Genomic DNA, 24,284 nt, shown 5'->3' with positions numbered 1-24,284 from the left:
ATTTATCGCCCTTCTGATCAAGGTAGCGTTGGCACCGAAGGACCACATTCGAATTTATTGAAATCAAAATTATGCCAAATTTTAATGCGTTTCCCCTGGCTCAGGCTTGCGTAAAAGTTGACAGGACCTCTTTCATGGTATTTACAAATTTATAAAAACAAACCGTCCTTTTTCTCAAATTACGAAATTTAAGATCATCAAACATTTTTTCCCTTAAGCCCCTTGATATTTCCAGTTGAATCCCTTCCCTGCTTTTGCATCTGTTGCAAATATTTCCAGGGCTGATCCCCTTTAACCCAGGTACTTTACTTATTTTGGCGTTAAATCCGGCGTCTATCAATGCATGCATTATTTTTTGTCCCAAGTATTGATTTCTTCCGCCGATGTGAATTGTTTCCGTTTTGAATCTGGCCCCGTGAATTGAAATAACAGTAAGCGCTTTCTGTGCAACCTGTATTCCAAGCGGTTCATCAAATCCATTGCTGGTTATGTGCAATAAATTGCTCCATGATTTTTTCAACGCTTTAAAGCAATAAAAGGTATGATCACATCCGGCAATGGCATCCGCAATATCTAAGGTGCCTGGCTCTATGCCGCCACCGTGAATAGCCATTACAGCAAGTTGTGAATCCGTCCCACGATGGAAAATCGTATAATCCACATCCTGTCTTTCATTCTGGCTTAACTCATCATAATTCGAATATTTATCTGGCATATTTAAAGCTTTGACCGCATATAATCCACACCGTTCTTAAAAATCTGAATGCCAGGCGTTACCCCCGGGTCAGGTTCTTTTCCAGAGCGCTTCAATATCTCTTTGGTCCGGGGCCAGTCCGGGTGGTTGGACTCATGGTTGAACGCTTCAGGATGGGGCATGAGACCGAATATCCGGCCCGTTGGATCGCAGATGCCGGCAATGTCGTCCATGGAACCGTTGGGGTTCATGGGAAAACGCCCCCTGGCCGGCTGATTGTTCTTGTCTGCATAGCGAAACACCACCTGGTTGTTGTCAATGAGCCGGGCAAGGGTTTTCTCATCCGTGACAAACTTGCCCTCCCCATGGCGAACGGGAAGCTCCACCGCCGCCATTCCCGGTGTAAACACACAGGGACTTTGTTGATTTCCCTGGAGGTTGACCCATTGATCCCTGAAGTTGCCGCAGTCATTCCAGGTCAGGGCAACGCTTCTTTGGGTGTAGTCCCCTTCCAGGCCAGGCAAGAGTCCCAGGTTGACAAGGGTCTGGAAACCGTTACAGATTCCCATGACAAGCCGGCCCTTTTCAACAAACGAAAGCAGCTTGTCACCCAGATGATTTTTAAGCTTTAACGCCTGGATCACCCCGGCACCGTGGTCATCTCCCCAGCTGAATCCGCCGCCAAAGGCAAGGATGTGGAATCCGTCAAGATCAACACGCTGGTTGACCAGGGCGTTGATGTGAACCCGCTGGGCCGAGGCACCTGCAAGCTCAAAGGCCCGGGCGGTTTCCATGTCGCAGTTGAGTCCAAATCCGGTTAATACGAGCGCTTTTACCTGTTTCATTACATCTCTCCCAACGGTCTTTGCCACACGGTTTCAAGGGTATCGATTGCAGTGTCAACAAGGACCCGTCCATCAATGGCCCTGATTTTTAAACTTTTATGCTGGTCGGTCACGGTTCCCACACAAGCTGCGGCCATGCCCTTAAAGAGTTTTTCAACGGTTTCCCTGTTTTCAGGAGCCACAGTGACAATGAACCGACCCGCGGATTCGGAAAACAAAAGGGTGTCGTTTCTCAAACTGCCCCTTTGCCCGTTCTTTGGAACAGCGGCAAGGTCAATGTCCATGCCAAGGCCCCCGGCCATGGCGCACAGGGAAAGATGAACTCCGAGTCCGCCCCGTGAAACCGCATGGGCCGAGGCGATGATTCCTTTGTCAATGGCCCGGGTAAGGGCCTTGTAAACCACTTTGAATTTTTCAAACTTAACCACCGGCACGTTAAGGCCCGTGGCCCCGCAAAGCTCGTAGTACTCGGACGCTCCGAGTTCATTCAACGTTTCGCCCAGTACGTAGACAAAATCGCCGCTGACCTTGGGATCCATGGTAACCGTGGTTGAAATATCAGCGATCACACCTGTTGCGGAAAACTGCATGGTGGGCATGGCCGACACCTTGACCGTCTCACCGTATTGGCCGGTCAAATGGCCGTCCACATACATGGAGTCCTTGCCTGAAAGCAGGGGGATTTCATAGGCCATGCACGCCTGTTTCAACGCCCGGCAGGCCCGGACCAGCTGGGCTGCCTTGAATTTCCCATCGGGATTCTTTACCGAATCATACCCGATGGCAGGCCAGCAGAAGTTATCAACTCCACCAATATGGTCAAGGGTGCCGCCAACGGCAATGATACGGCGGACAGCCTCGTCAATGGTGCAGGTCATCATATGAAAGGCGTCAATCTTTGAGTACCAGGGAATAATTGCCTGGGAAAAGGCAAGGCCCTTGGCTGATTCCAACACCGGCCGGATCACAGAGGCGTCGGACGGAATGTTGCGGTTGCAGCCCACAAGGGGTTTTACAACGCTCCCTCCCTGGACCTCATGGTCGTACTGACGGAAGATATACTCCTTGGAGCAGATGTTGGGCCTTTGGAGAATATCACACACAAGGCGCTCAAAATCCCTGGGTTCACCAAGCACAGGTTCGTACAACCCTCTTGTTTCAGGCGAAGTCCAGACAGCGTCAAACTCCCAATTGGGAAAACCCTTGTCCAGAAGATCCATATCCACATGGGCGCAGGTCTGTTCCTTGTATTTGATGTGGAGCTTGCCCGTGTCCGTATAGGTGCCGATCACCGTGCTCTCAACGGCATGCTCCAGGGAAAGGGCCAGAAACCGATCGATATTTTCAGGTGGCACAGCAATGGTCATGCGCTCCTGGGACTCGGAGATCCAGATCTCCCACATATCAAGGCCCTCGTACTTTAAGGGTACCCGGTCAAGCCAGACTTCACAGCCATTGCTGATCATGGCGGACTCACCCACGGACGAGGAAAGGCCCCCGCCGCCGTTGTCCGTGATAAACCGGTAGAGTCCTTCGTCCCTTGCCGCAAGGAGGAAATCGTGCATTTTCTTCTGGGTGTATGGGTCACCGATCTGGACGTGGCCAGCAGGGGTATTTTCCGACAGCACCTCGGACGATGCCGTAACCCCGTGTATCCCATCCTTGCCCACCCTGCCGCCACTCATGACGATGAGGTCACCGGGACATGTCTCTTTTTCATGGCTGGGATGCCCTTCAACCTTAGCCGGCATGATGCCAAGGGCCGTAACAAATACCAGGCTTTTTCCCATGTACCCACTGTTGAACAAGGTCTGACCAAAGGTAGTGGGAACCCCACTCTTGTTACCGCCATCCTTAACCCCCTCAACGATCCCGTCAAGGAGGCGCCTGGGATGGAGGTTGGGTTTTAGAGGTCCCTTGTAATCAAGCTCACCCACACAGAATCCAAAACTGCCCATGATGAGCCTGGATCCAAGCCCGGTACCCATGGGGTCCCGGTAAACCCCCACAATTCCCGTGATGGCACCGCCGTAGGCCTCCATGTTTGAGGGTGAATTGTGGGTCTCGCCTGTGATCACATAGTTGCTGGATTCATCAAAACGGCCCACCCCTGCATTATCCCACAGCACTGAAACCACCCAGGGTTTTTTATTCTTTAGTTCAAGGGTCGGTTCCTTGATATACTTTTTAAACAGATTTTCCTCAACGCTGGATTTGCCGGTGTCTGCGTCAACATAGCGGAACAGTCCCTGGAAGGTATTGTGGTTACAATGATCGCTGCGTGCCTGGGAAATGTACTCGAGCTCAAGATCCGTGGGTTCAGCAAGGCCTGCCTCAGCCCTGGATCGTCGGACATCAGGGTCTAAAAAATACGCCCTGATCACCGGAATATCCCTGGGATTAAGGGCAAGATTTCGCTGGTCACTGATGGTCTGAAGCTCATCATTTGAACCAATGCTCAGGACGGCAAACTCGGGCTCGTGGTCAAGACGGACCTTTGCCGGTGCTGTGTTCACCCCCTGTTCCGGATCCCACTCAGCCCGTGAGAACACCTTCCATTGCTGGATGATGGGATTTGATAACAGCTCCCTGGCCAGGATTTCGATCTCGTCTCTCTTGAGGCCGTCTCCTGTAACAGCATACCGCTTTGAGGTGTAGATTCCGTCCTGGGCGTCAAAATGTTGATTTAACAAATCTTCCACGGCCTCAACCGCCGTGCTGGCTGGGTTGTCACGAACCCCAGGCCGTAACCCGATCCAGATGCACCAGTCAAAGGCAATGTCCAGGGGCTTTAAAGAAGAGATCTGGGTCACCGGGTTGGTGAGAATCTCATCCTTGATGACAACGAGTTCATCCCCGGTGAAATCGGCCTCCAGGGTGACAAGGTTGACTGTCCTGGCGTCGGTCAGCCTGATATTAAAATAATCAAGCGCCTTTTTTTTAAGGCTTGCGGCTTCCGCATCAAAAAGATCGGGCTTCAGGGCAATCTCTATACAGGAGATCATATTATTCACCATTAAATATTCTTAAGATATCGTTATAAAAAACAAAAACCATCAGGGTCAAGAGGAGCACAATGCCAAACTGGTTTGCCCGTTCCCTGAGTCTTTCACCGGCAGGTTTTCCGGTAAGGGCCTCGAGACCGAAAAAGAGCAGATGACCTCCGTCAAGGACCGGCACTGGAAAAAGGTTGATGATACCGAGGTTGATGCTGAGCATGGCAATAAAGAAGGCCAGGTTGGCCATGCCGGCTTCGGCCTGCTGGCCAGCCATTTGGGCGATCATGATGGGTCCGCCCAGGCTCTTAGCCGACACAGATCCCGTAAAAATCTTCCCCACGGAAAGCAGGGTTAGCTTGATGATTTCCCAGGTTCTGACAAACGACTGTACCAGGGCCTCAACAGGATTGAGGCGTTCGTGAACCACATCGCCTGCCGATGAGATGCCGATCATGGGCTTTTTGATGGATTCACCAAAAATGTTGGTCGCGGTGGTCTGCTCTGGAACAATGGGAATGTTCAGGGTTTGTCCGCTCCTGTTGATTAGAAAATCAAGCTTTTCAGCCCTGGAATTACCGATAAGTGCAACCATTTCGTCCCAGGATTCAACCGCAACTCCGTCAATGGCCGTAATCAGGTCACCGGGCTTGACACCGGCGCTCAAGGCCGGCGAGTCATCGGCAACAGTTCCAACAACTGGCCTCACATAGTAACTGCCCGACACCTGGAACAGCACGTAAAAAATGAGGACGGCCAGGACAAAGTTAAAAATCGGTCCTGCCGCCACAATAAGGCTCTTCTGGTAGAGCCGCTTGTGGGTAAACGAAAGCGAGCGGTCCTTGTCTGGAATCTGGGTTGACGGATCTTCGCCGACCATCTTGACATACCCGCCAAGGGGAATGATGGACAGGCAATACTCGGTCAATCCAATTTTTTTTCGGTAAATTTTTGGGCCAAACCCCAGGGAAAATGTTTCAACCCCCACACCAAAAAATCTTGCCACGAGGAAATGTCCCAGCTCGTGGAAAAAAATCAGAACACCCAGAACTACCACAAATGCAACCAATGAATGACCCATAATATCTTCCTTACTAGATAAGGGCCAAAGCCGTCTGCCTTGCCCATTTATCTGCTTCTAATATATCCGAAAGGGTGGGATCGTCAACCCTCTGGTGGAGTGCCATGGTCTTTTCGACCATGGTAAAAATGCCGGAAAAATCTATCCTGGCCGTTAAAAACGCCTGAACCGCTATCTCGTTTGCCGCATTCATCACCGCCGGCAGGGTGCCCCGTTGTCGGCAGGCCTCAACGGCAAATCCGATTGAAGGAAAACGACTTGAGTCCGGTCGTTCAAACACGAGACCACCAAGGGCCGTAAAATCGGGAAAGTCAAGATCAAGGGTCAGCCGGTGGGGCCAGGAAAAGGCAAGGGCGATGGCCGTGCGCATGTCCGGCACTCCCATCTGGGCCATGACCGAACCGTCGTTAAAGCCCACCATGGAGTGAACAATACTCTGGGGATGGACAATCACCTCCACCTGGTCTATGGAAAGATCGAAAAGGTGGACCGCTTCGATAATTTCAAGCCCCTTATTCATGAGGGTTGCAGAATCAATGGAGATTTTGTGGCCCATGCTCCAGGTGGGATGGCTCAGGGCGTGTTCAGGTTTTATGGCTGAAAATTCTTTCTGTGGCGTATGGAGAAACGGCCCGCCCGAAGCCGTTAAAAAAATCTTTTTGAGATCCCTTGCCTGATTTCCAGCAAGGCACTGAAATATGGCCGAATGCTCACTGTCTACAGGAAGGATGGAGACCTTATTTTTTCGGGCAAGTCCCATGACAAGGTCGCCTGCCATCACAAGGGTCTCTTTGTTGGCAAGGGCCACTTCTTTTCGGGCCTCGATTGCGGCAATGGCTGGCAAAAGACCTGCGGCTCCGACCATGGCAAGGAGCACCAAATCCACCTTTTCGTGGTTTGCCCCCCGGGCATAACCAGAATCGCCAAAAAGAATCTCGGGGACAGGTCCGCCGGCAAGGAGATCCGCCAGCCTTGCGGCATGGATCTCGTCGAGGACCACAACAGTTTCCGGTTTAAAGACCCTGATCTGCCGGGCCAGAAGATCGATATTGGTAGCTGCAGCCAGCACCCGCACATCAAACAGATCCGGGTGCAGCATCACCACGTCAAGGGCGCTCGTGCCAATGGAACCGGTTGACCCAAGAATGGATAAACGTTTTATCATCACTGAAGCTTCACAATAAGGTCTTAAAAACAAAGGCAAGGGGCAGGGCAAAAATAAGACCGTCGATACGGTCAAGTATCCCGCCGTGGCCGGGAAGAATCGATCCTGAATCCTTTATCCGTCCCCTTCTCTTTAATGCAGATTCAAAAAGATCGCCCACCTGCCCCACGGCCGCTGCCAGGACTGAAAAGCCGACTGCCTGGAACAAGGAGACGCCGTCAACAAACAGCTGATTGAACAAAACACCGACCAGAACTGCCGTTGCAAGGCCTGCAATTGAACCTTCAACGCTTTTGTTGGGGCTCACCCGAGGAGAAAGCTTGCGTCTGCCAAAATGGGTGCCCACGTAAAAGGCCCCTGTATCGCTTGCGGCAACGATGAGAAAAGTCCAGATGACCCAAATGGCCCCCTGGTCAGAGTTTCTAATCAAAACAAGAAACGACAGAAAAAGGGGAACGTAGACAATGCCCATGATCTGCTTGAATGCGCTGTCAAAAATCGTGGAATCGGGAGAAAAGCTAAAGATAACCACAAGGGCTGTAATCAACAGGTTGAGTGCCACCATGGCAAGGGCTGCCCCTGCTCCGCCTTCGTGGGCCCCCCAGATGATTGCAACGCCCATGACATGGGAGAGAATCAAAAGGATAATTGGAAATTTATCAGGACTGGAAGGGGGGTTGACAATTGTGAAGTATTCTTTAAGGCCAAGCAGGGCCACCAGGGTCACCACCACGGTGAAGGCCGGGGCAGATCCCTTCAAAAGAATGAAAAAAAGGGCTGGAACAAGGACTATTGCTGTGATCCATCGTTTGAGATGCATGGGACCTTTCCGTACCTGCGCTCCCGGGTCTGATATTGTCTAATAATATCGAGAAATTCCTTTTGGGAAAAATCGGGCCACAGGGTATCAGTGATAAAAAGTTCAGCGTAGGCTACCTGCCAGAGCATGAAATTGCTCAGGCGCATCTCCCCGCTGGTGCGAATCAAAACGTCCGGGTCGGGCTGACCTGCGGTGTAAAGTCTTTCCGCCACGGTTTCTTCAGTGATATCCTGGACTGAAAGCCCACCTGAGGAGACCTCATTTACAATCGCTCGAACCGCCCGTGTGATCTCTTCCCTTCCTCCGTAGCTCAAGGCAAGGTTCAGGACCATGCCGGTATTGCCACGGGTCTGGACCATGCTCCGTTCGATCTGGGTTTGAACATCATCTGGAAGCCTGGACTGTTGACCAATCACATTGAGGCAAACCCCCTGACGGTCAAGGGTATCAATTTCCTTGGCCAAAAACCGTTTGAGAAGCACCATGAGGGCCTTTACCTCTGAGGCCGGCCTTGACCAGTTTTCCGTTGAAAAGGCGTACAGGGTAAGAACATCTATGCCGATCTGGCGGGCTGCAGTGACAATGGTGCGAACCGTTTCTACCCCTTGCTGATGGCCGTTGACACGGTTCATGAACCGTTTTTTTGCCCAGCGGCCATTGCCGTCCATGATCACGGCAACGTGGCGTGGAATCCGCTCCGGATCAATCCCATGCTGTTCAAAAAGATCAGAGCTCAAGGATTTCTTTTTCTTTGGCTGCAAACACCGCTTCGATTTGTTTGATAAATTCGTCGGTGATATCCTGAACTTCCTTCTGGGCCTTAAAATTCTCATCCTCGCTGATGTCACCGTCCTTTTGCAAGGATTTCAAGGTATCATTGCTGTCACGCCGGATGTTTCTAACGGCAACCTTGAATTCTTCACAGGTGTTGTGGACCGTCTTGGCGATCTCCCTGCGTCTATCCTCGGTAAGGGGCGGAATGGTAATCCGGATGATCTTTCCATCGCTTGAGGGGGTAAGGCCGATGTTTGCCTTGAGAATCCCCTTTTCAACCTCTTTGATGGCACTTATATCCCAGGGCTGAACCGTGATCATCCGGCTTTCTGGTATGGCAATGGATGCCATCTGATTTAATGGAGTCAAAGTTCCGTAATAGTCAACCTTGACGCCGTCAAGCATGGTCATGGACGCCCGGCCCGTGCGAACCCTTGTCATCTCTTTTTCAAGGGTCTTGACAGACTTAACCATCCTGTCCCGGGTTTCCTTGTATAGTTCATTTATCATAATCGTTTTTGCTCCATCAATGCTCAGCTGTTATAGATTCGGGTGCCGATCTCACCTCCGCAAACGGCCTTTGCAATGTTACCGGGGGTGTGTAGATCAAAAATCTGAAGGGGCAGATCGTTGTCCATGGCCAGGGAAATGGCAGTCATGTCCATGACACGCAGCTGACGTTCCAATACTTCCATGTAGGAAATCTTTTTAATAAACGTCGCATCCTTATGTACAGCAGGGTCCTTGTCATAGACCCCATTCACCTGGGTTGCTTTGAACAAAATCTGGGCATGGAGTTCCTGGGCCCTAAGGACGGCTGCCGTGTCCGTGGTAAAATAAGGATTCCCCGTGCCTGCGGCAAAAATAACAGCCCGCCCTTTTTCCAGATGGCGCTCGGCCTTTCTGCGAATAAAGGGTTCTGCCACCTGGTTCATGGGAAGGGCCGACTGAACCCGTGTGGGCACGCCCTGCTTTTCCAGGGCATCGCACAGGGCAAGGCTATTGATGACCGTTGCCAGCATCCCCATGTTATCGGCTGAAGCCCTGTCCATGCCCGCCGAACTTCCGGCAACACCCCTGAAGATATTGCCTCCGCCAACGACCATGGAGACCTGGACACCCAGTTTGTGAACCGCTGCCACCTCTTTTGCAACATAGTAGATCATTTCAGGCTTGATACCAAAGCCCTGATCACCCATCAATGCTTCGCCGCTGAGCTTGATCAGGATTCTATCAAATTCGGGTGTCCCGTCCAAGGCTATTCTCCTATCTGAAAACGTGTAAAACGCTTGATTTGGATATTTTCCCCAATTTTGGCAATGGCTTCAGTGGTGATCTCGGCAATCGTCTTTTTAGGGTCTCTAATAAAAGGTTGACTCATGAGGCAGGATTCCTTGTAGAACTTCTGGACCTGGCCTTCAACAATCTTGTCCACAATGCTTTCAGGTTTGCCCTGTTCCAGGGCCTGGGAACGGTAAATATCTCTCTCCCTGGCCACAATCTCTTCTGGAATATCTTCGGGGTTGAGACCACCTGGATTTGCCGCTGCAATGTGCATGGCTATATTTTTGGCAAACTCAAGGAATGCATCTGTTTTTGCAACAAAATCAGACTCGCAGTTAATTTCAACCAAAACCCCAAGTTTTGAACCGGTATGAATATAGGGAAAAATAACCCCTTCAGAAGTTGTCCTGCCAGCCCTTTTCTGGGCCTTTGCAAGGCCTTTTTTACGAAGGTGGTCAAGGGCTTTTTCAAGATCACCCTCATTCTCAGCCAGGGCCCTTTTGCAGTCCATCATGCCTGACCCAGTTTTATCCCTGAGTTCTTTTACCATTGCCGCTGTTATTTCAGCCATTCTAATGCTCCTTGTATGTCTTCAGCCTACTCAGCTGGTATCGTTTTTCTTCTGATCATCTCCACAACAGGACCGTCCGAACCGTCGGACTCGATGGTTCTCTCCACCGCCGCAGCAACAGGGGCAGATCCCCCAAAGGCCGCTTCATCCATATCTTTGTCCGATCCTGCATTCTGCTTTTCAAGATAGCGCTGGTGACCTTCAATGGCCGCATCGGCAATCTTTGAAGCAAACAGACGAATGGACCGGATGGCATCGTCGTTTCCGGGGATGACGTAATCGATATCATCGGGATCACAGTTGGTATCGACAACCGCCACAATGGGAATGCCGAGTCTTTTACCCTCTTTAACGGCAATGGACTCGTTCTTGGGATCAATCACAAAAATAGCCCCGGGCAGATTTTTCATCTTGGAAATACCGCCAATACACGCCTCAAGCTTGACACGTTCCTTGGCCATTTTGACCCGCTCTTTCTTGGGGTAGTCTTCAATGGTGCCATCATTTTCAATGGTGCTCAAAAATTCAAACCGACTGATTGTCTTTTTAATGGTCTGAAAGTTTGTCAACATTCCACCAAGCCAGCGGTTCTGCACATAATAGGTCTCGGCCCGGTTGGCCTCTTCGTAAACAGAGTCCCTTGCCTGCTTTTTGGTTCCAACAAAAAGAACGCTCTTGCCCTGGGCTGTCACATCTGTAATAAAATCATAGGCATCCCTGAACATTTTGACCGTCTGCTGAAGATCGACAATGTAAATACCGTTTCTTGCACCGAAAATGTACTTTTTCATCTTGGGATTCCAACGCCGGGTCTGGTGACCGAAATGGACGCCTGCCTCAAGAAGTTCTCTCATTGTAACGTAAGCCATAATTCTCTCCAAAAATCTCTTAAATGGTTTTTTTTCCACCACTCCTGTCTTTTCCGACATAGACATTTCATACAGCATTGAAATGCACCCAATGCAGGATCAGGGAGTGTGTGTAATAGAGGTGATTAATTCACCGCAAACAAATCCTACTTTATATATCAGAAGGGGTATTCATTGGCAATCTTTTTTTCCCAGCCGGACCACCCGGTGAAGCCCTGCATAGTCGTTGAAAAATTCGACAGTGGAAAACCCCGGACATTCCTTGAATATTTTTTCAACCCCCCTTCTCTGGCCTGAACCGGTCTCCATCAGCAGCACCCCTCCCGGAACAAGATGATCACAGGCCTTGGCCATGATCAAACGGATGCAATCCAGGCCGTCCTCTCCTCCATCAAGGGCCAAACTGGGCTCAAAACGGCTCACTTCCGGCTGAAGTCCCTGGATGTCACCGGTGGGAATATAGGGTGGATTTGAAACGATGAGATCAAACTTCGCCCTTCCATTGAACGGTGAGAACCAGGATCCTGCCACAAACGACAGGTTTGGTAATTCCAGCTCTTGTTTTACATTAAAGGCCGCAACCTCCAAAGGAATCAGGGAGATATCAGTTGCAAAACAGTAGAGTCCGGGATTGGCCTTTGCAATGCTTATGATCACTGCACCTGACCCCACACCAAGCTCGAGCACACGGCCCATGGAAATGTTTTTCCGGGCAAGAAACTCAAGGGCCTGCTCAACAAGCACCTCAGTGTCCGGCCGGGGAATGAGCACACCGGGTGCCACTGTGAACTCAGACTCCCAGAACCCCTTGGTGCCGGTAATATAGGCCACGGGCTCACGATCACCCCTGCGTTCTATCAATTGGCGGAAGGCGGCAAGTTCATCGCGATTAAGGGGGCGGTCATGCTGAAGATAGAGATCAAGCCGCTTGATGGAAAGGGCATGGGAGAGCAGAATTTCAGCAGTCAGGCGGGGGCTGTCAATTTCCTTTTCCTCAAAATACCCCTCAGTCCAGGCAAGTATCCGCCGGATGGTCCAGAGATCCCTGTCTGCTCCCACGATCTAATTTGCTTCCTTAAGGGCCTCGGCCTGGGCATGGGTCTTGAGTTCATCAATGATATCCTGGATATCCCCACCCATGATATTGTCGAGTCTGTACAGGGTAAGGCCTATCCTGTGGTCCGTCATTCTGCCCTGGGGAAAGTTGTAGGTTCTGATCCTTCCAGACCGGTCACCGGTTCCCACCTGTCCCTTACGCTGGGCCGCTCTCTTCGCCTCTTGCTCCCTGACCATGGCATCTAAAATCCGAGCCTTGAGAACTTTCAAGGCCGCAATCTTGTTCTTGATCTGGGATTTTTCATCCTGACATGTGGCGACAATACCAGTGGGAAGATGGGTGATCCTGACCGCAGAATCCGTGGTATTTACAGACTGACCGCCTGGCCCGGACGCCCTGAACACATCCACTTTAAGTTCGGAGGGTTCAATTTTGAGTTCCACGTCTTCTGCCTCGGGCAGAACGGCGACCGTCACGGCCGACGTGTGAACCCGTCCCTGGGTTTCAGTTTCAGGCACCCGTTGCACCCTGTGGGTACCACTTTCATACTTGAATGCACTGAAAGCCCCATTGCCCTTGATCATGGAGATCACCTCCTTGAACCCGCCGGCACTCGAATGACTGCTTTCAATCACATTCACAGTCCAGCCCTTGATTTCGGCGTACCTTGAGTACATGCGAAACAGATCCGCTGCAAACAGCCCTGCCTCCTCACCACCCGTGCCCGCCCGAATCTCGAGAATGACGTTCTTGTCATCCCTTGGATCCTTTGGCATTAAAAGGAGTTTGAGCTTTGATTCAAGCCCTTCCCGCTGTGCACGAAGATCAGCCGTCTCTTCCTTGGCCATCTCTCGAATATCAGGATCAGGGTCCTTTGCGAGATCTTTGGCCTCGCCCATCTGCTGGAGAACCGCCTGATAATCGGCAAACGCCGACACCACCTTGGTGAGTTCTCCATGTTCCTTGAGACAGCGCTGGTACTTTACCTGGTCTGCAATAACAGCAGGATCACTCAAAAGATTTTCAAGCTTTATGTACCGCTCTTTTATACCCTGTAGTTTATTTATCATGTTCTGCAAATCCAAAAGGGGAAGCCGGGCACATGGTGCCCAACCTCCCCCGAATTTTAAAAAAATTAGTTTACTTTTTCTTTGCAGCGGCTGCGGCGTCAAATCCCGCATATTTCTTTTTGAAGCGGTCAATCCTTCCAGCAGTGTCAACCAACTTCTGTTTGCCCGTAAAAAAGGGATGGCACTTGGAACAGATTTCTACCTTGATCTCATCCCTTGTGGAACCAACCTCCAAGGTATTGCCACATGCACATGATGCCATTGTTCGTTTGTATTCTGGATGTAAATCTTTTTTCATACCCTTAACTCCTTGTTATATATCTACTTTTCATTATCACTAAGAATTCATTGAATCAAGAAACTCTTTATTATCCTCTGTTCCCTGCATTTTATCAAGTAAAAAAGACATGGAATCAACCGGATTAAGACTCGACAGGAGCTTTCTCAGAATCCAAACCCGGTTCAGCACCAGGGGATCCATGAGGAGTTCTTCTTTTCTTGTACCGGATTTATTCATATCAATGGCTGGAAAAATCCTCCGGTCAGCAAGCTTTCTGTCGAGGACGAGCTCCATATTACCGGTTCCCTTGAACTCCTCAAAAATCACCTCATCCATGCGACTGCCCGTATCGATCAGGGCCGTTGCAATGATGGTGAGACTTCCACCCTCTTCAATGTTTCTGGCTGCACCAAAGAAACGCTTGGGTCGGTCCAGGGCGTTTGAATCCACACCGCCGGAAAGGATCTTTCCAGAGGGAGGCATCACCGCATTGTATGCCCGAGCAAGACGGGTAATGCTATCCAGGAGGATCACAACATCATGACCCTGCTCAACCATTCGCTTGGCCTTTTCAATAACCATTTCAGCAACCTGTACATGGCGCTCGGCAGGCTCATCAAAGGTGGAACTGATCACCTCTGCCTTGACGGACCGGGCCATGTCCGTGACCTCCTCGGGCCGCTCGTCAATGAGCAGAATCATGGGAACAATGTGCTCATGGGAGGCGATCATGGAGTTGGCAATATTTTTCAGGAGCATGGTTTTACCGGTTCTTGGCGGTGACACAATCAACCCCCGCTGACCAAAACCAATGGGCGCCATCATATCAATTACCCGCATGGAATAATTGTCAGGTTCCCGCTCAAGGCTCATCTTCCGGTCGGGATAAAGGGGGGTGAGATTGTCAAACAAAATGGTCTCTGCGGCAAGCTCAGGGTTCTCATAGTTGACAGCCTCAACCTTTAACAGGGCGAAATAACGTTCACTATCCTTTGGCTGACGCACCTGGCCTGACAGGGTATCCCCTGTCCTCAGATTAAACCTGCGGATCTGGGAAGGAGAGACATAGATATCATCAGGTCCGGGAAGATAGTTGTAATCTGGAGCCCTCAGGAAACCAAATCCATCCGGAAGAATTTCAAGGGTTCCTTCACCATAGATTTGACCGCTCTCCTCAATGGCAGCCTGGAGCAGGGCAAAAATCAATTCCTGCTTTTTGACACCACCGACCCCCTTGAGTTTATACTTCTTTGCAAGCTCAGTCAGCTCACTGATTTTCATCCTTTTCAGCTCTTCAAGATTCATGGGAATAAACTCCGTAGGTATGGTTGGTTTTCATGCTGCCTTTTATGTGGATTAAATTCGAAGAATACCTTCGTTTATGGATCGAAATTCTTCTGTGAAATACGGTTACTGCAGCTTTAACGCATTTATTTTTTTTACCGGCGTATTCTGAATTTTTGGATCGTATGGAACATACAGAATTTTACTTATACCATAGTCTACCCCATGTCAACAAAAAGCTTTGTTTTATTAACACTTGAAACCAAGCAGCAGGTCATACAGGAAAGCCCCACAGAAAAACGCCACCTATAAAATCTCTTTTCAAGACGGCAAAGCTTGACAATCGTCAACCACTTTTATACTTAAAGACCAGCATCTTTTGTGAGCTGACTAAAACGAACCATATAAGAGGTAACATCCTCTTTCCAGGAAGAGCAAGAAATCACCATTAAAACAGAAAAAGGAGATTTAAATGAACATCATTTTTTTCGGACCCAACGGAAGCGGCAAGGGCACCCAGGGATCAATCCTCAAGGACAAGTACAAAATCGCCCACATTGAATCCGGCGCAATCTTCCGGGACAACATCAAGGGCGGAACTGATCTCGGGATGAAAGCCAAGGCATACATTGACAAGGGCGACCTTGTACCTGACGAAATCACCATCCCCATGATACTTGACCGCCTCAAACAGGATGACTGCGCAAAAGGGTGGCTCCTTGATGGATTCCCAAGAAACAAGGTTCAGGCCGAAAAACTTGACGCATCCCTTAAAAAAGAGAAAATGAAGCTTGACATCATCATTGAGATGCTCCTTGACCGCCAGATTGCAAAGGACAGGATCATGGGCCGCAGGCTTTGCGAGAATGACAACAACCATCCCAATAACATCTTCATCGACGCCATCAAACCCAACGGAGACAAATGCAGGGTCTGCGGCGGTGCCCTGAGTTCCCGGGCCGACGACCAGGATGAGACAGCCATTGATAAGCGTCACTCCATCTACTACAATGATGTAGACGGCACCCTTGCTGCGGCATATTATTTTCGGGATCTTGCAAAAAAAGATGACTCCATCAAATACATCACCCTGGAAGGTAAGAATGCCCTTCCCGACGTCACCAAGGAACTTGTATCCAAGCTTTAGCAATAGGGCTTGATCATTTTTTACTTGCCCATTGCCATGGACTCTGATATTAAGTTTGATTAATTCTATTATCAAATATTAAAAAAAATAAACCATCGTTACGGTGGGCAAGAAAGGGGCGATACATTTGAAGGATATCACAGTCAAAGTCATTGACAATGACGTTGAAAGGGCCATGAAAATTCTGAAGAAAAAAATTCAGAATGACGGACTTTTCAAACGTCTGAAAATGAAGAAACATTTTGAAAAACCGAGCCAATTCAGGCGACGTAAGATGAGAGAGGCAATGAGAAGACAACGCATTGCAACCTCAAGGAAACATTAAAGGAAGGCTGCTGAAGCAGCCGCTTTAGTGATCAACCAGGAACCCGGCAGGCAGTGACCTCACATGTCTGTCGGGTTTTTCTACAGAACCGGTATGGCCGGAGCAGGGGAACTGCTTTGGCCGCAACGAATGGGATACGCCCCTGATTGCAATACTTCGGTGGGCGTTTCATACAAAAAAAGAACAGACAGAGCATCGCATAAAATGAAACAGATCTCCTATGAAGAATGCCTTGAGCGCATGTACAAACGTGGGCGGTTTGGCATCAAACTCGGACTTGAAACCATCTCCGAAATACTCACCAACCTGGGTTCTCCTGAAAAACGATTCAAAAGCATTCACATTGCCGGAACCAACGGCAAAGGCTCCATTGCCTCGTACATTGCTTCCATCCTGAAGGAGGCGGGCTTCAAGGTCGGCCTTTACACCTCCCCCCACCTCATCAAGTTCAATGAGCGGTTTGTCATCAACGGCAGGGAAGTGTCGGACAATGACATTGTAGAAGCCTATGTGGCGTTAAATAAGGCGGACACGGCCGAGCGGAAGGCCACTTTTTTTGAACTGGCAACGGCAATTGCTTTTTACCTCTTTGCCCGAGAAGGGGTTGAATGGGCCATTATCGAAACGGGCATGGGCGGGCGCCTGGATGCAACAAACATCCTTTTGCCCAAACTTTCGGTCATCTCCAATATTTCCCTTGAGCACACCGAATACCTGGGCAATACCCTTGAGGCCATTGCCATGGAAAAGGGCGGGATAATCAAGCACAAAACCCCGGTTGTCACCGGCGTCAACCAGGAGAATGCCCTGGCCGTTTTAACAAAGCTTGCCCAGAAAAACATGGCCCCGCTGTATCGACTGGACAACGATTTCCATGTAAGCCAGGAGCCGGATCGAACCAGGTTCACCTACAACGGCATTGAACGAACCATTACAGGGGTTCAAACCCGACTGCCCGGCCTTCACCAGCTGGACAATTCAGCCATTGCCATTGCCGCGGTCGAGCTTGTTTTTCCCCCACAAAAAAAACAGGCATCTGTGCTTTCTGATGAAATCATCCAAAGGGGTATTTCAAAAACCCAGTGGCCGGGTCGCCTGGAAACCATAATGCAAACCCCATTTGTGGTGATTGATGGCGCCCACAACCTTGCAGCGGCTATAAATCTTGCCCGCTATTTCGAGGAAAAATTTTCCGACAAACGGCTGACCCTTGTTCTAGGCATTCTTGATGACAAAGATTTCTCATCAATGCTCAAACAATTTGTACCCTGGGCCGATCGGATTATCTTCACCCGGGCCGACAACAAGAGAAGCATTGATCCCCATCTTCTGGAGCAGACGGCAAGGACTCTTTTTACAGGAGAAATAACAGTCATTGAAAAGGTTGGCGACGCCGTGGCCCATGCCATAGCGACCTCCTCTTCCCAGGATGCCGTTTGCATCGCAGGCTCCCTATATGTTGCGGGTGAAGCCAGAAAAAAGATATTAACTGATATTCGCCCTTGACATGCCAACCTTTTAAGGAGTAAAGTACGATTTTTAGCGCTCGTAGCCCAGTGGATAAGGCGTCAGCCTCCGAAGCTGAAGATCGCTGGTTCGATTCCAGCCGGGCGCACCACCTCATCATGACAAAACCACTCAAAATAGGCATCATCAGTTATCGGAGCAACCCCCACTGCGGCGGCCAGGGGGTTTATGTCAGGAATCTGAGTCGGGCCCTGACGAATCTTGGCCACAGGGTGGAAGTAATTGCAGGTCCTCCAGATCCTCTTTTGGGCCCTTCTTCAAACAACGGCCCACAACTGACCATGCTCAAGACCCTGGACCTATACAATCCCGACGATCTTTTCAGAACGCCCTCATTGAAAGAGCTCAAGGACCCTATCAACCTTCTTGAATGGCTGGGCGTGTCAACCATGGGATATCCAGAACCCCTCACCTTTGGCATGCGGGCAAACACCTATCTTAAAAACAGGCTCGACCGGTACGACATCATCCACGACAATCAAAGCCTGAGCTACAGCATGCTCTCGCTGGCACGAAGAATCCCGGTCACGGCAACCGTGCACCACCCCATCACCGTGGACCGCAGAATCGCTGTACAGAGCACACGTTCCTTTATAAAAAAGGCCAAACACCTAAGGTGGTATTCCTTTATTGGGATGCAGAAATTTGTGGCAAGACGGCTCAAGCACCTCATCACCGTTTCCGACTACTCGAAAAACGACATCGCCCGGGAATTTGACCTACCCACAAATCGATTCACAACCATTCCCATCGGCATCGATACAGGCATCTTCTACCCCCTTGAAACCGTCAAAAAAGACCTCTCCGGGCTTATTGTCACCAACTCTGCCGACACCCCCCTGAAGGGCCTTTACTATCTTCTGCATGCCGTAAAGAACCTGTCCAAACGAAGACCCGTGAAGCTTACGATCATTGGAAGCCCCAAAAAAAACGGTGGTATCGAGCGCCTGGTGAAATCCCTGGACCTTAGGGACCATGTGGAATTCACCGGAAGGATTGACAACGACCGCTTTCTTCAAGAGTATGCACGGGCCAGCATCGCCGTGGTCCCCTCCCTATACGAAGGATTCGGTCTACCCGTGGGAGAGGCCATGGCCTGCAGAATTCCTGTGATATCAACCACGGGCGGCGCACTTGCCGAAGTTGCAGGCGATGCAGCCAAAATGGTTCCCCCTGGGGATGCCAAAGCCCTGGAAACAGCCATTGACGAACTGCTCGATGACCCCAAAGAAAGAGACCGCCTTGCTGGAGCAGGCTATAAACGGGTAATGGAAAACTTTACCTGGGAAACCACAGCCATTAAAACCGCCCAGGCCTACAGAAAAATCATCCTTGAGGAAAACTGCAAATGATCACTCTTGATTTTAAACGCCTGGACCTGAAACCTGGACAAAAAATCCTCGACATTGGATGCGGCGAAGGAAGGCACACGGCCCAGGGATATGAGCAGGGCGACACCTTTTGTGTGGGTGCAGACAGAAACCCAAAGGATCTTTTGACCTCAAAAACAAAGCTTGAACTCCACCAGCAGCTTTCAACGGCCAAGGGTTCCTCCTGGAGCCTTGCCGCAGCGGACATCACACGGCTTCCCTTTTGTGACGCAGGCTTTGACACGGTGATCTGCTCCGAGGTCATGGAGCATATCCCAGATGAAAAAAAAGCCATCGCTGAAATCATCAGGGTGCTCAAACCCGGGGGAACCCTGGGGGTAAGTGTACCAAGGTACTGGCCCGAGGCAATCTGCTGGTGGTTGTCCCACGACTACCACAACGTCAATCAGGGTCACATTCGTATCTACAAAAAAAATGATCTAATCGCAAAAATCGTATCCCAGGGGATGGGTTACAGGGGGTTTCACCACGCCCACAGCCTCCATTCCCCGTTCTGGTGGTTAAAGTGCCTTGTGGGCCCGACCCGAACCGATGCCTGGTGCGTTAACCTCTACCACCGATTCCTGGTGTGGGACCTCATGGAAAAACCCCTTTTTACAAAAATGCTGGACAGGATTCTTAACCCTGTGATGGGAAAAAGCCTGGCCCTTTACTTTCAAAAGAACCAGGACTGATCCGGTACCCCTCAATCTTAATGTGCCCACAAAGTTAAATCAACGTCGGCAAAAACGGTCGACACTTTTATTCGCCCTATTCAATGACAAAGGTTTCCACAATAACTTTCAATTTTTCAGCCATTCCCTTTAGCTGGGCAGCACTTTCCTTTACAATTTTACTATTAGATGTCATTTCAGTAGATGCAGAATTAACCTTTGAGATATCTTCAGAAATTTGAGTTGCAACCACAGAACTTTGACTTACATTTTCATTCACTTCCTGTATCCCCAAAGATAGCTGTTCAATGTTACTGGATATTTCCTGGGTGGCAGTAGATTGTTGTGTTACCGCTGCAGCAATAGTGGATATCATATCTTTAGTGGTATTAATAACATTAATAACTTCATTTATTGACGTAATTGTGGAAGTTGAAACATTTTGAACATTCTCAATCTGGGTTTTGATATTACGCGTTGCATCTGCCGTCTGATTAGCCAGATCTTTAATTTCGTTCGCCACAACAGCAAACCCCTTCCCTGCTTCTCCAGCCCTTGCAGCTTCAATCGTTGCGTTCAGTGCTAAAAGATTGGTCTGACTGGAAATATCGGTTATGGTTTCAGTGACCTGTCCGATTGACTTTGCAGCGTCACTGAGATCTTTAATCATAATTCCAGCCTCAGCCGCTTTTTCAGCTGCCTCTTCCGAGGTCAACCTGGTTCTCTCTGCATTGTCGGCAATTTCATTTATCGTAGAGTTCATCTCCTCTGCAGCGGATGCCACAAGATTTGTATTCAGCGATGATTCTTCCATGGCAACGGCAACACTGTTCAAACTGGAACTCATCTCCTCCGAAGCGGAGGCCACACTCTCCGCCTGATCGGAAGTATCTTGAGCCCCATCAGTCATCTGGCCTGAAACCTTTATCAGTTCATTTGACGCATGGTCAACACCAATGGATTCTCTGGAGATCTGTTTAATAATATTCTGGAGTTTATCCAGAAAAAGATTCAACCATTTTGCAAGATCACCCAATTCATCCTTTGATTTTAGAATCACTCTCTTTGTTAGATCACCTTCGCCTTCTGCAATATCCTGAACACTTGCAATCATATAGCCCAGGGACTTTGTTATGCCAAAAACAATGACCAGACAAAAAACCGCAATCATCAAAAACAATACACCCGTAATGCCCAACATCTTAATTATCATGGGCTTAACCTTTTTGGCGATATTCGATTTCATCACAGCTGTATATGTGTCTATATTATCGAGGTAGACCCCTGTTCCAATCCAAAAATCTGTTCCGGGAATCATTTCAGTATAAGTTAGCTTGGACACATCCCCGGCGCCGGGTTTTTCCCAGATGTACTCAACGAAGCCCCCCCCGGTTTTTGCTTTTTCCATCATCTCCTTAACGATATACACACCATTTTTATCTTTAAGACTCTTAAGATCCTTTCCCTGTAAATCTTTTTTGGGTGGAAGGGCAATATTAGTCGTGTTCTGGTACACCAGATAATATCCAGACTTATCATCTTCAAACCTGATATCATCTATGGCAGAACGAATGGCATGGATCTTTGTTTGTTTATCATCGAGTTTTTCTATGCTATGGCCCAGACTTAAAGCAAGGGAATGTGTTCCCACTTTGAGTTTTTCCTTTTGATTTTCAAGCATGATTTTAGCGGTAGCGGAAATCGCCATATCCCTAACCTTGCTTGAAGTGCTGATGGAAAACCAGATCATGGAGACAAAAAGAATAAGAACCAATAAAACAATCAAATACATCCGCTGAGTGATGGAAAATCGATTTAACATTTTCTTTCCTTTTAGGTTATGAAGTCAGTATTTTTTAGGATGCTATTTCATAACATATCCTCCCTGAAAAAGAAAATTGCACCTAAAAATTGCAAGCGGTAGTTGGCTATATATGCAAGACGCCGGGCATGAAGCTGTAGTCTCCTAAAGCAAATGCCCGGCAACGCGGCAGGTCCGGTCAAATAGCACTCCCGCAGGGTTTCTGGTTTTTAGTTTTGAACTTAAATACATTTAGGTGAGTTGAAAACTTGGAACAACGCATCACAACTGTTTTATATAACGGCCATGTCGGCCTGCCGACACAACGAAGCATGAAACACGATGATACCGGGCAGGCGATAGTACCATTCCGCCCCCTTTGGTTACCCTGACCGGAACGGTAAACGTCGGGGGGATTTCTGCCCTTCCAGACTAAAGCGCAGGAACTGCGGGCTAAAGTCCTCAAACAGCCTGCGCTTCTTAACGCCTGGAAGGGCAAAAATCCTATCCCCTTTGGTTTACAATGTTCCGATCAGGGAAACCAAAGAGGGCTCGAAAGTCGAGACTTTCACAATGATGTTTCGACATGAGTTTCTTATAAACCGGCACGGCCGGAGCGAAGTATCGGCTCTGGCCACAACGAATATAGAAACTCGACAGCAGAGGTGGGCGGGAACGGGTATTGCCCGCAGCGGATTAAACGGCAGCGGTCAGCATGGACGCTGAAGGAGCTGCCGTTTCCCTCGGAGCAGCCCAGGACGGGCTGCGAGAATGAGCGGAGGGTTATACCCGTTCCCGTCTACCGGTCCGACAAGAGTTTCATATAAAATAAGCTATTCGTTCAAAAGTAAAAACCAGGAATGCAATTTTCAGGTAAAATGCTGCCCAAGTCCAATTGTCATTGCTGCCGTATCGGGTCAACCAAGTTAATCCAGAAAAACATATTCAACCATAGCCTAACCCGTTATCAGGGGAATCGTTCCCATGCGGCCTCGAAACAAAGGTCTTGAGGATCAGAACAAGCAAAAGAATTGCCAGGGCCTTGGCCACCAGACCGTGTTCTTCCAGGGAATTGTGCTGAACCCAGGACGTGATGTCAATGCCGATCCAGTCGTAGATCGTATTTGCCATCATTCCGATTCCAAGTGAGCAGACAATTATGGCGCCAAGATAGATGCCCGTGGCCTTTTTTCCAAGAATCCTTGTCACCACCGTAAGGGATGCTGCATTGGTTGCAGGACCGGCAAGGAGAAACACAAGGGCTGCTCCTGGGGAAAGTCCTTTAAGGGCAAGGGCTGCCACAATTGGGGTGGATGCCGTGGCACACACGTACAGGGGAACGGCAACAACAAGCATGGCCACCATGGAAAAGATGCCGTCACCGAGATAGCGCTGGATAATCTCGGGGGAAAGTAATGCAGTGATCAGACCTGCAAGGATAATTCCCCCAAGAAACCAGGGGCCAATATCAGCAAATAGATCACCAAAGGCAAATCGTATTCCATTGGCAAGCCTTTGCCATACACCCAGGGGCTTGGTTGTTTCAATCGTTGTACAACCACACCCTTTGCCGCATGAAGGAGAATCCATTAAAAATGGTGCCATCCCTTTCTGGGATGAATCTTCCTTTGAATTCAAGGAATGCTCCACCGATTCTTCAAACTTTTTGTCGAAGGACATGGGCTTTAGCTCCGATGGTAGACCTTCACGGTCAAGTCGATTGACCAGAATACCTGTCGTGGTTGCCGTAAAAAAAGCCGCCAAGGGTCTCAAAACGGTCATTACAGGATCAAGCAGGGCCCAGGTCACGGCAATGGAATCAACACCTGTTTCAGGGGTTGCAATGAGAAAGGCCGACGTCGCTCCCTTGCTTGCCCCCTGTTTCCTCAATCCTGCAGCTGCCGGCAGCACACCGCAGCTGCAAAGGGGTACTGGCACCCCAAAGGCTGCAGCCTTTAATACGCTTGCAGCATCCCCATTACCAAGGTGTCTTGCCACAAGATCGCCCGGCACAAAAGCCTTTAACAGGCCTGCCATCACAAAGCCAAGGAGAATAAACCCCGAAGACTCCACCAGAATTCCCCAGCTTGAAACTGCTGTTTTTACGATAATCGCTTCAATCATATGCTTTCCCCGCAAGGTCTTAAGCCTGAAAATATGAACATACATTCATATGAATTTGCCAAAAAAAAGCAGACTGAACTGCTCCTACTCCATCACATGGTCCAACCCGTCCTGCAAAAGAGAAACAACGTGGTCGTCATCAAGGCTGTAAAACACGTGCCTCCCCTCTTTTCTGTACTTCACCACCTTGGCCGATCTTAAAACCCTTAACTGATGGGAGACGGCCGACTGGTTCATGTCCAGGGCATCCACAAGGTCACACACGCAAAGCTCTGACTTTAAAAGCGCGTGGAGGATTCTCACCCGGGTATGGTCCGAAAGAACCTTGAAAAGATCTGCAAGGTCACGGAGAACCGCCTCCCCTGCCATCCCTTTTTTTACGGCCTCAACCATTCCGGTGTGACCACAAGCACCTTGCCCAACGCTCTCTTTTGCCATGGCGGATCAGCCTCCAACATATGTAGACATATTCATATATTCATTCAAAACCATAGTCAAGCATAAAATAGAGCGCCCCGGGTAGCGT

General features: G+C 49.4%; 23 protein-coding genes and 1 tRNA gene. 6 read left to right on the top strand and 18 right to left on the bottom strand.

The annotated features are described in order from the left end of the window. Positions 1-100 precede the first annotated feature (100 nt). From HRM2_RS08555 to rho, 15 genes are all read right to left on the bottom strand, one after another. A complete protein-coding gene (locus HRM2_RS08555) occupies positions 101-715 on the bottom strand; it encodes a poly-gamma-glutamate hydrolase family protein (RefSeq protein WP_015903613.1) in 615 nt (204 codons plus the stop codon). A gap of 2 nt (positions 716-717) precedes the next feature. Then, positions 718-1,539, bottom strand: coding sequence for a phosphoribosylformylglycinamidine synthase subunit PurQ (locus HRM2_RS08550; protein ID WP_015903612.1), 822 nt, complete (start codon positions 1,537-1,539; stop codon positions 718-720). Next, on the bottom strand, positions 1,539-4,544 hold the full coding sequence (locus tag HRM2_RS08545) for an AIR synthase-related protein (RefSeq protein WP_015903611.1): 3,006 nt from the start codon (positions 4,542-4,544) through the stop codon (positions 1,539-1,541). Before HRM2_RS08545 ends, HRM2_RS08550 begins: the two co-directional genes overlap by 1 nt. A gap of 1 nt (position 4,545) precedes the next feature. Further along, entirely contained in the window at positions 4,546-5,616 is a 1,071-nt protein-coding gene (gene rseP / locus HRM2_RS08540; RefSeq protein WP_015903610.1) for an RIP metalloprotease RseP, read from the bottom strand. 13 nt (positions 5,617-5,629) lie between these two features. Continuing rightward, positions 5,630-6,781: a 1-deoxy-D-xylulose-5-phosphate reductoisomerase gene (locus HRM2_RS08535; RefSeq protein ID WP_015903609.1), complete on the bottom strand. Its 1,152-nt coding sequence runs from the start codon at positions 6,779-6,781 to the stop codon at positions 5,630-5,632. 10 nt (positions 6,782-6,791) lie between these two features. Further along, on the bottom strand, positions 6,792-7,601 hold the full coding sequence (locus HRM2_RS08530; protein WP_015903608.1) for a phosphatidate cytidylyltransferase: 810 nt from the start codon (positions 7,599-7,601) through the stop codon (positions 6,792-6,794). Beyond that, on the bottom strand, positions 7,571-8,362 hold the full coding sequence (locus tag HRM2_RS08525; RefSeq protein ID WP_232364230.1) for an isoprenyl transferase: 792 nt from the start codon (positions 8,360-8,362) through the stop codon (positions 7,571-7,573). Before HRM2_RS08525 ends, HRM2_RS08530 begins: the two co-directional genes overlap by 31 nt. Continuing rightward, on the bottom strand, positions 8,328-8,885 hold the full coding sequence (frr, locus tag HRM2_RS08520; RefSeq protein WP_015903606.1) for a ribosome recycling factor: 558 nt from the start codon (positions 8,883-8,885) through the stop codon (positions 8,328-8,330). The genes HRM2_RS08525 and frr overlap by 35 nt, the downstream gene beginning before the upstream one ends. 23 nt (positions 8,886-8,908) lie before the next feature. Continuing rightward, complete coding sequence (gene pyrH / locus HRM2_RS08515; RefSeq protein WP_015903605.1) at positions 8,909-9,631, bottom strand: UMP kinase; 723 nt, start codon at positions 9,629-9,631, stop codon at positions 8,909-8,911. Between the two features lie 2 nt (positions 9,632-9,633). Further along, a complete protein-coding gene (gene tsf, locus HRM2_RS08510; RefSeq protein ID WP_015903604.1) occupies positions 9,634-10,230 on the bottom strand; it encodes a translation elongation factor Ts in 597 nt (198 codons plus the stop codon). Between the two features lie 26 nt (positions 10,231-10,256). Then, positions 10,257-11,099 (bottom strand): 30S ribosomal protein S2, encoded by an 843-nt coding sequence (gene rpsB / locus HRM2_RS08505; RefSeq protein WP_015903603.1) that lies wholly within the window; start codon positions 11,097-11,099, stop codon positions 10,257-10,259. 171 nt (positions 11,100-11,270) lie between these two features. Next, positions 11,271-12,158, bottom strand: coding sequence for a peptide chain release factor N(5)-glutamine methyltransferase (prmC, locus tag HRM2_RS08500; protein WP_015903602.1), 888 nt, complete (start codon positions 12,156-12,158; stop codon positions 11,271-11,273). 3 nt (positions 12,159-12,161) lie between these two features. Further along, a complete protein-coding gene (gene prfA, locus HRM2_RS08495; RefSeq protein ID WP_041273153.1) occupies positions 12,162-13,226 on the bottom strand; it encodes a peptide chain release factor 1 in 1,065 nt (354 codons plus the stop codon). 70 nt (positions 13,227-13,296) lie between these two features. Next, positions 13,297-13,524, bottom strand: a complete 228-nt coding sequence (rpmE, locus tag HRM2_RS08490) for a 50S ribosomal protein L31 (protein WP_015903600.1) — start codon at positions 13,522-13,524, stop codon at positions 13,297-13,299. Positions 13,525-13,563: 39 nt separating this feature from the next. After that, positions 13,564-14,811, bottom strand: coding sequence for a transcription termination factor Rho (gene rho, locus HRM2_RS08485; RefSeq protein WP_015903599.1), 1,248 nt, complete (start codon positions 14,809-14,811; stop codon positions 13,564-13,566). Between the two features lie 451 nt (positions 14,812-15,262). On the opposite strand from rho, the gene HRM2_RS08480 reads away from it, so the two are divergent. The 6 genes from HRM2_RS08480 to HRM2_RS08455 all read left to right on the top strand — a co-directional run bounded on the left by HRM2_RS08480 (position 15,263) and on the right by HRM2_RS08455 (position 19,854). Further along, the gene (locus tag HRM2_RS08480; RefSeq protein WP_015903598.1) at positions 15,263-15,937 is read left to right on the top strand and encodes an adenylate kinase; all 675 of its coding nucleotides are present in this window, start codon (positions 15,263-15,265) and stop codon (positions 15,935-15,937) included. 103 nt (positions 15,938-16,040) lie between these two features. Next, positions 16,041-16,262 (top strand): 30S ribosomal protein S21, encoded by a 222-nt coding sequence (gene rpsU / locus HRM2_RS08475; protein WP_269719612.1) that lies wholly within the window; start codon positions 16,041-16,043, stop codon positions 16,260-16,262. 204 nt (positions 16,263-16,466) lie between these two features. Then, positions 16,467-17,768, top strand: coding sequence for a bifunctional folylpolyglutamate synthase/dihydrofolate synthase (locus HRM2_RS08470; RefSeq protein WP_041273784.1), 1,302 nt, complete (start codon positions 16,467-16,469; stop codon positions 17,766-17,768). Positions 17,769-17,804: 36 nt separating this feature from the next. Next, positions 17,805-17,880, top strand: a tRNA-Arg gene (locus HRM2_RS08465). A 7-nt stretch (positions 17,881-17,887) separates the two neighbouring features. Beyond that, a complete protein-coding gene (locus tag HRM2_RS08460; protein WP_015903595.1) occupies positions 17,888-19,141 on the top strand; it encodes a glycosyltransferase family 4 protein in 1,254 nt (417 codons plus the stop codon). Continuing rightward, positions 19,138-19,854: a class I SAM-dependent methyltransferase gene (locus HRM2_RS08455; RefSeq protein ID WP_015903594.1), complete on the top strand. Its 717-nt coding sequence runs from the start codon at positions 19,138-19,140 to the stop codon at positions 19,852-19,854. The genes HRM2_RS08460 and HRM2_RS08455 overlap by 4 nt, the downstream gene beginning before the upstream one ends. 76 nt (positions 19,855-19,930) lie before the next feature. Here the strand turns inward: HRM2_RS08455 and HRM2_RS08450 are convergent, their stop codons facing one another. The 3 genes from HRM2_RS08450 to HRM2_RS08440 all read right to left on the bottom strand — a co-directional run bounded on the left by HRM2_RS08450 (position 19,931) and on the right by HRM2_RS08440 (position 24,196). Beyond that, on the bottom strand, positions 19,931-21,655 hold the full coding sequence (locus tag HRM2_RS08450) for a methyl-accepting chemotaxis protein (protein ID WP_015903593.1): 1,725 nt from the start codon (positions 21,653-21,655) through the stop codon (positions 19,931-19,933). Between the two features lie 924 nt (positions 21,656-22,579). Continuing rightward, on the bottom strand, positions 22,580-23,758 hold the full coding sequence (locus tag HRM2_RS08445) for an SO_0444 family Cu/Zn efflux transporter (RefSeq protein WP_041273152.1): 1,179 nt from the start codon (positions 23,756-23,758) through the stop codon (positions 22,580-22,582). Between the two features lie 84 nt (positions 23,759-23,842). Next, positions 23,843-24,196 carry an ArsR/SmtB family transcription factor gene (locus HRM2_RS08440; protein ID WP_015903591.1) on the bottom strand — a complete coding sequence of 118 codons (354 nt, stop codon included), beginning with the start codon at positions 24,194-24,196 and terminating at the stop codon, positions 23,843-23,845. Between the last annotated feature and the right edge of the window lie 88 nt (positions 24,197-24,284).

Source organism: Desulforapulum autotrophicum HRM2 (assembly GCF_000020365.1).
GTDB lineage: Bacteria > Desulfobacterota > Desulfobacteria > Desulfobacterales > Desulfobacteraceae > Desulforapulum > Desulforapulum autotrophicum.
Note: the sequence above shows the minus strand (reverse complement) of the source record. Positions and strands in the feature narration are given on the sequence as shown.

Coding starts and splice junctions, on each gene's coding strand:
- HRM2_RS08555 (WP_015903613.1), bottom strand. CDS start 715: ATGCCAGATAAATATTCGAATTATGATGAGTTAAGCCAGAATGAAAGA.
- frr (WP_015903606.1), bottom strand. CDS start 8,885: ATGATAAATGAACTATACAAGGAAACCCGGGACAGGATGGTTAAGTCT.
- rho (WP_015903599.1), bottom strand. CDS start 14,811: ATGAATCTTGAAGAGCTGAAAAGGATGAAAATCAGTGAGCTGACTGAG.
- HRM2_RS08545 (WP_015903611.1), bottom strand. CDS start 4,544: ATGATCTCCTGTATAGAGATTGCCCTGAAGCCCGATCTTTTTGATGCG.
- HRM2_RS08470 (WP_041273784.1), top strand. CDS start 16,467: ATGAAACAGATCTCCTATGAAGAATGCCTTGAGCGCATGTACAAACGT.
- tsf (WP_015903604.1), bottom strand. CDS start 10,230: ATGGCTGAAATAACAGCGGCAATGGTAAAAGAACTCAGGGATAAAACT.
- HRM2_RS08535 (WP_015903609.1), bottom strand. CDS start 6,781: ATGATAAAACGTTTATCCATTCTTGGGTCAACCGGTTCCATTGGCACG.
- HRM2_RS08440 (WP_015903591.1), bottom strand. CDS start 24,196: ATGGCAAAAGAGAGCGTTGGGCAAGGTGCTTGTGGTCACACCGGAATG.
- prfA (WP_041273153.1), bottom strand. CDS start 13,226: ATGATAAATAAACTACAGGGTATAAAAGAGCGGTACATAAAGCTTGAA.
- HRM2_RS08550 (WP_015903612.1), bottom strand. CDS start 1,539: ATGAAACAGGTAAAAGCGCTCGTATTAACCGGATTTGGACTCAACTGC.
- HRM2_RS08460 (WP_015903595.1), top strand. CDS start 17,888: ATGACAAAACCACTCAAAATAGGCATCATCAGTTATCGGAGCAACCCC.
- HRM2_RS08450 (WP_015903593.1), bottom strand. CDS start 21,655: ATGTTAAATCGATTTTCCATCACTCAGCGGATGTATTTGATTGTTTTA.
- rseP (WP_015903610.1), bottom strand. CDS start 5,616: ATGGGTCATTCATTGGTTGCATTTGTGGTAGTTCTGGGTGTTCTGATT.
- rpmE (WP_015903600.1), bottom strand. CDS start 13,524: ATGAAAAAAGATTTACATCCAGAATACAAACGAACAATGGCATCATGT.
- HRM2_RS08530 (WP_015903608.1), bottom strand. CDS start 7,601: ATGCATCTCAAACGATGGATCACAGCAATAGTCCTTGTTCCAGCCCTT.
- HRM2_RS08455 (WP_015903594.1), top strand. CDS start 19,138: ATGATCACTCTTGATTTTAAACGCCTGGACCTGAAACCTGGACAAAAA.
- HRM2_RS08480 (WP_015903598.1), top strand. CDS start 15,263: ATGAACATCATTTTTTTCGGACCCAACGGAAGCGGCAAGGGCACCCAG.
- rpsB (WP_015903603.1), bottom strand. CDS start 11,099: ATGGCTTACGTTACAATGAGAGAACTTCTTGAGGCAGGCGTCCATTTC.
- HRM2_RS08445 (WP_041273152.1), bottom strand. CDS start 23,758: ATGATTGAAGCGATTATCGTAAAAACAGCAGTTTCAAGCTGGGGAATT.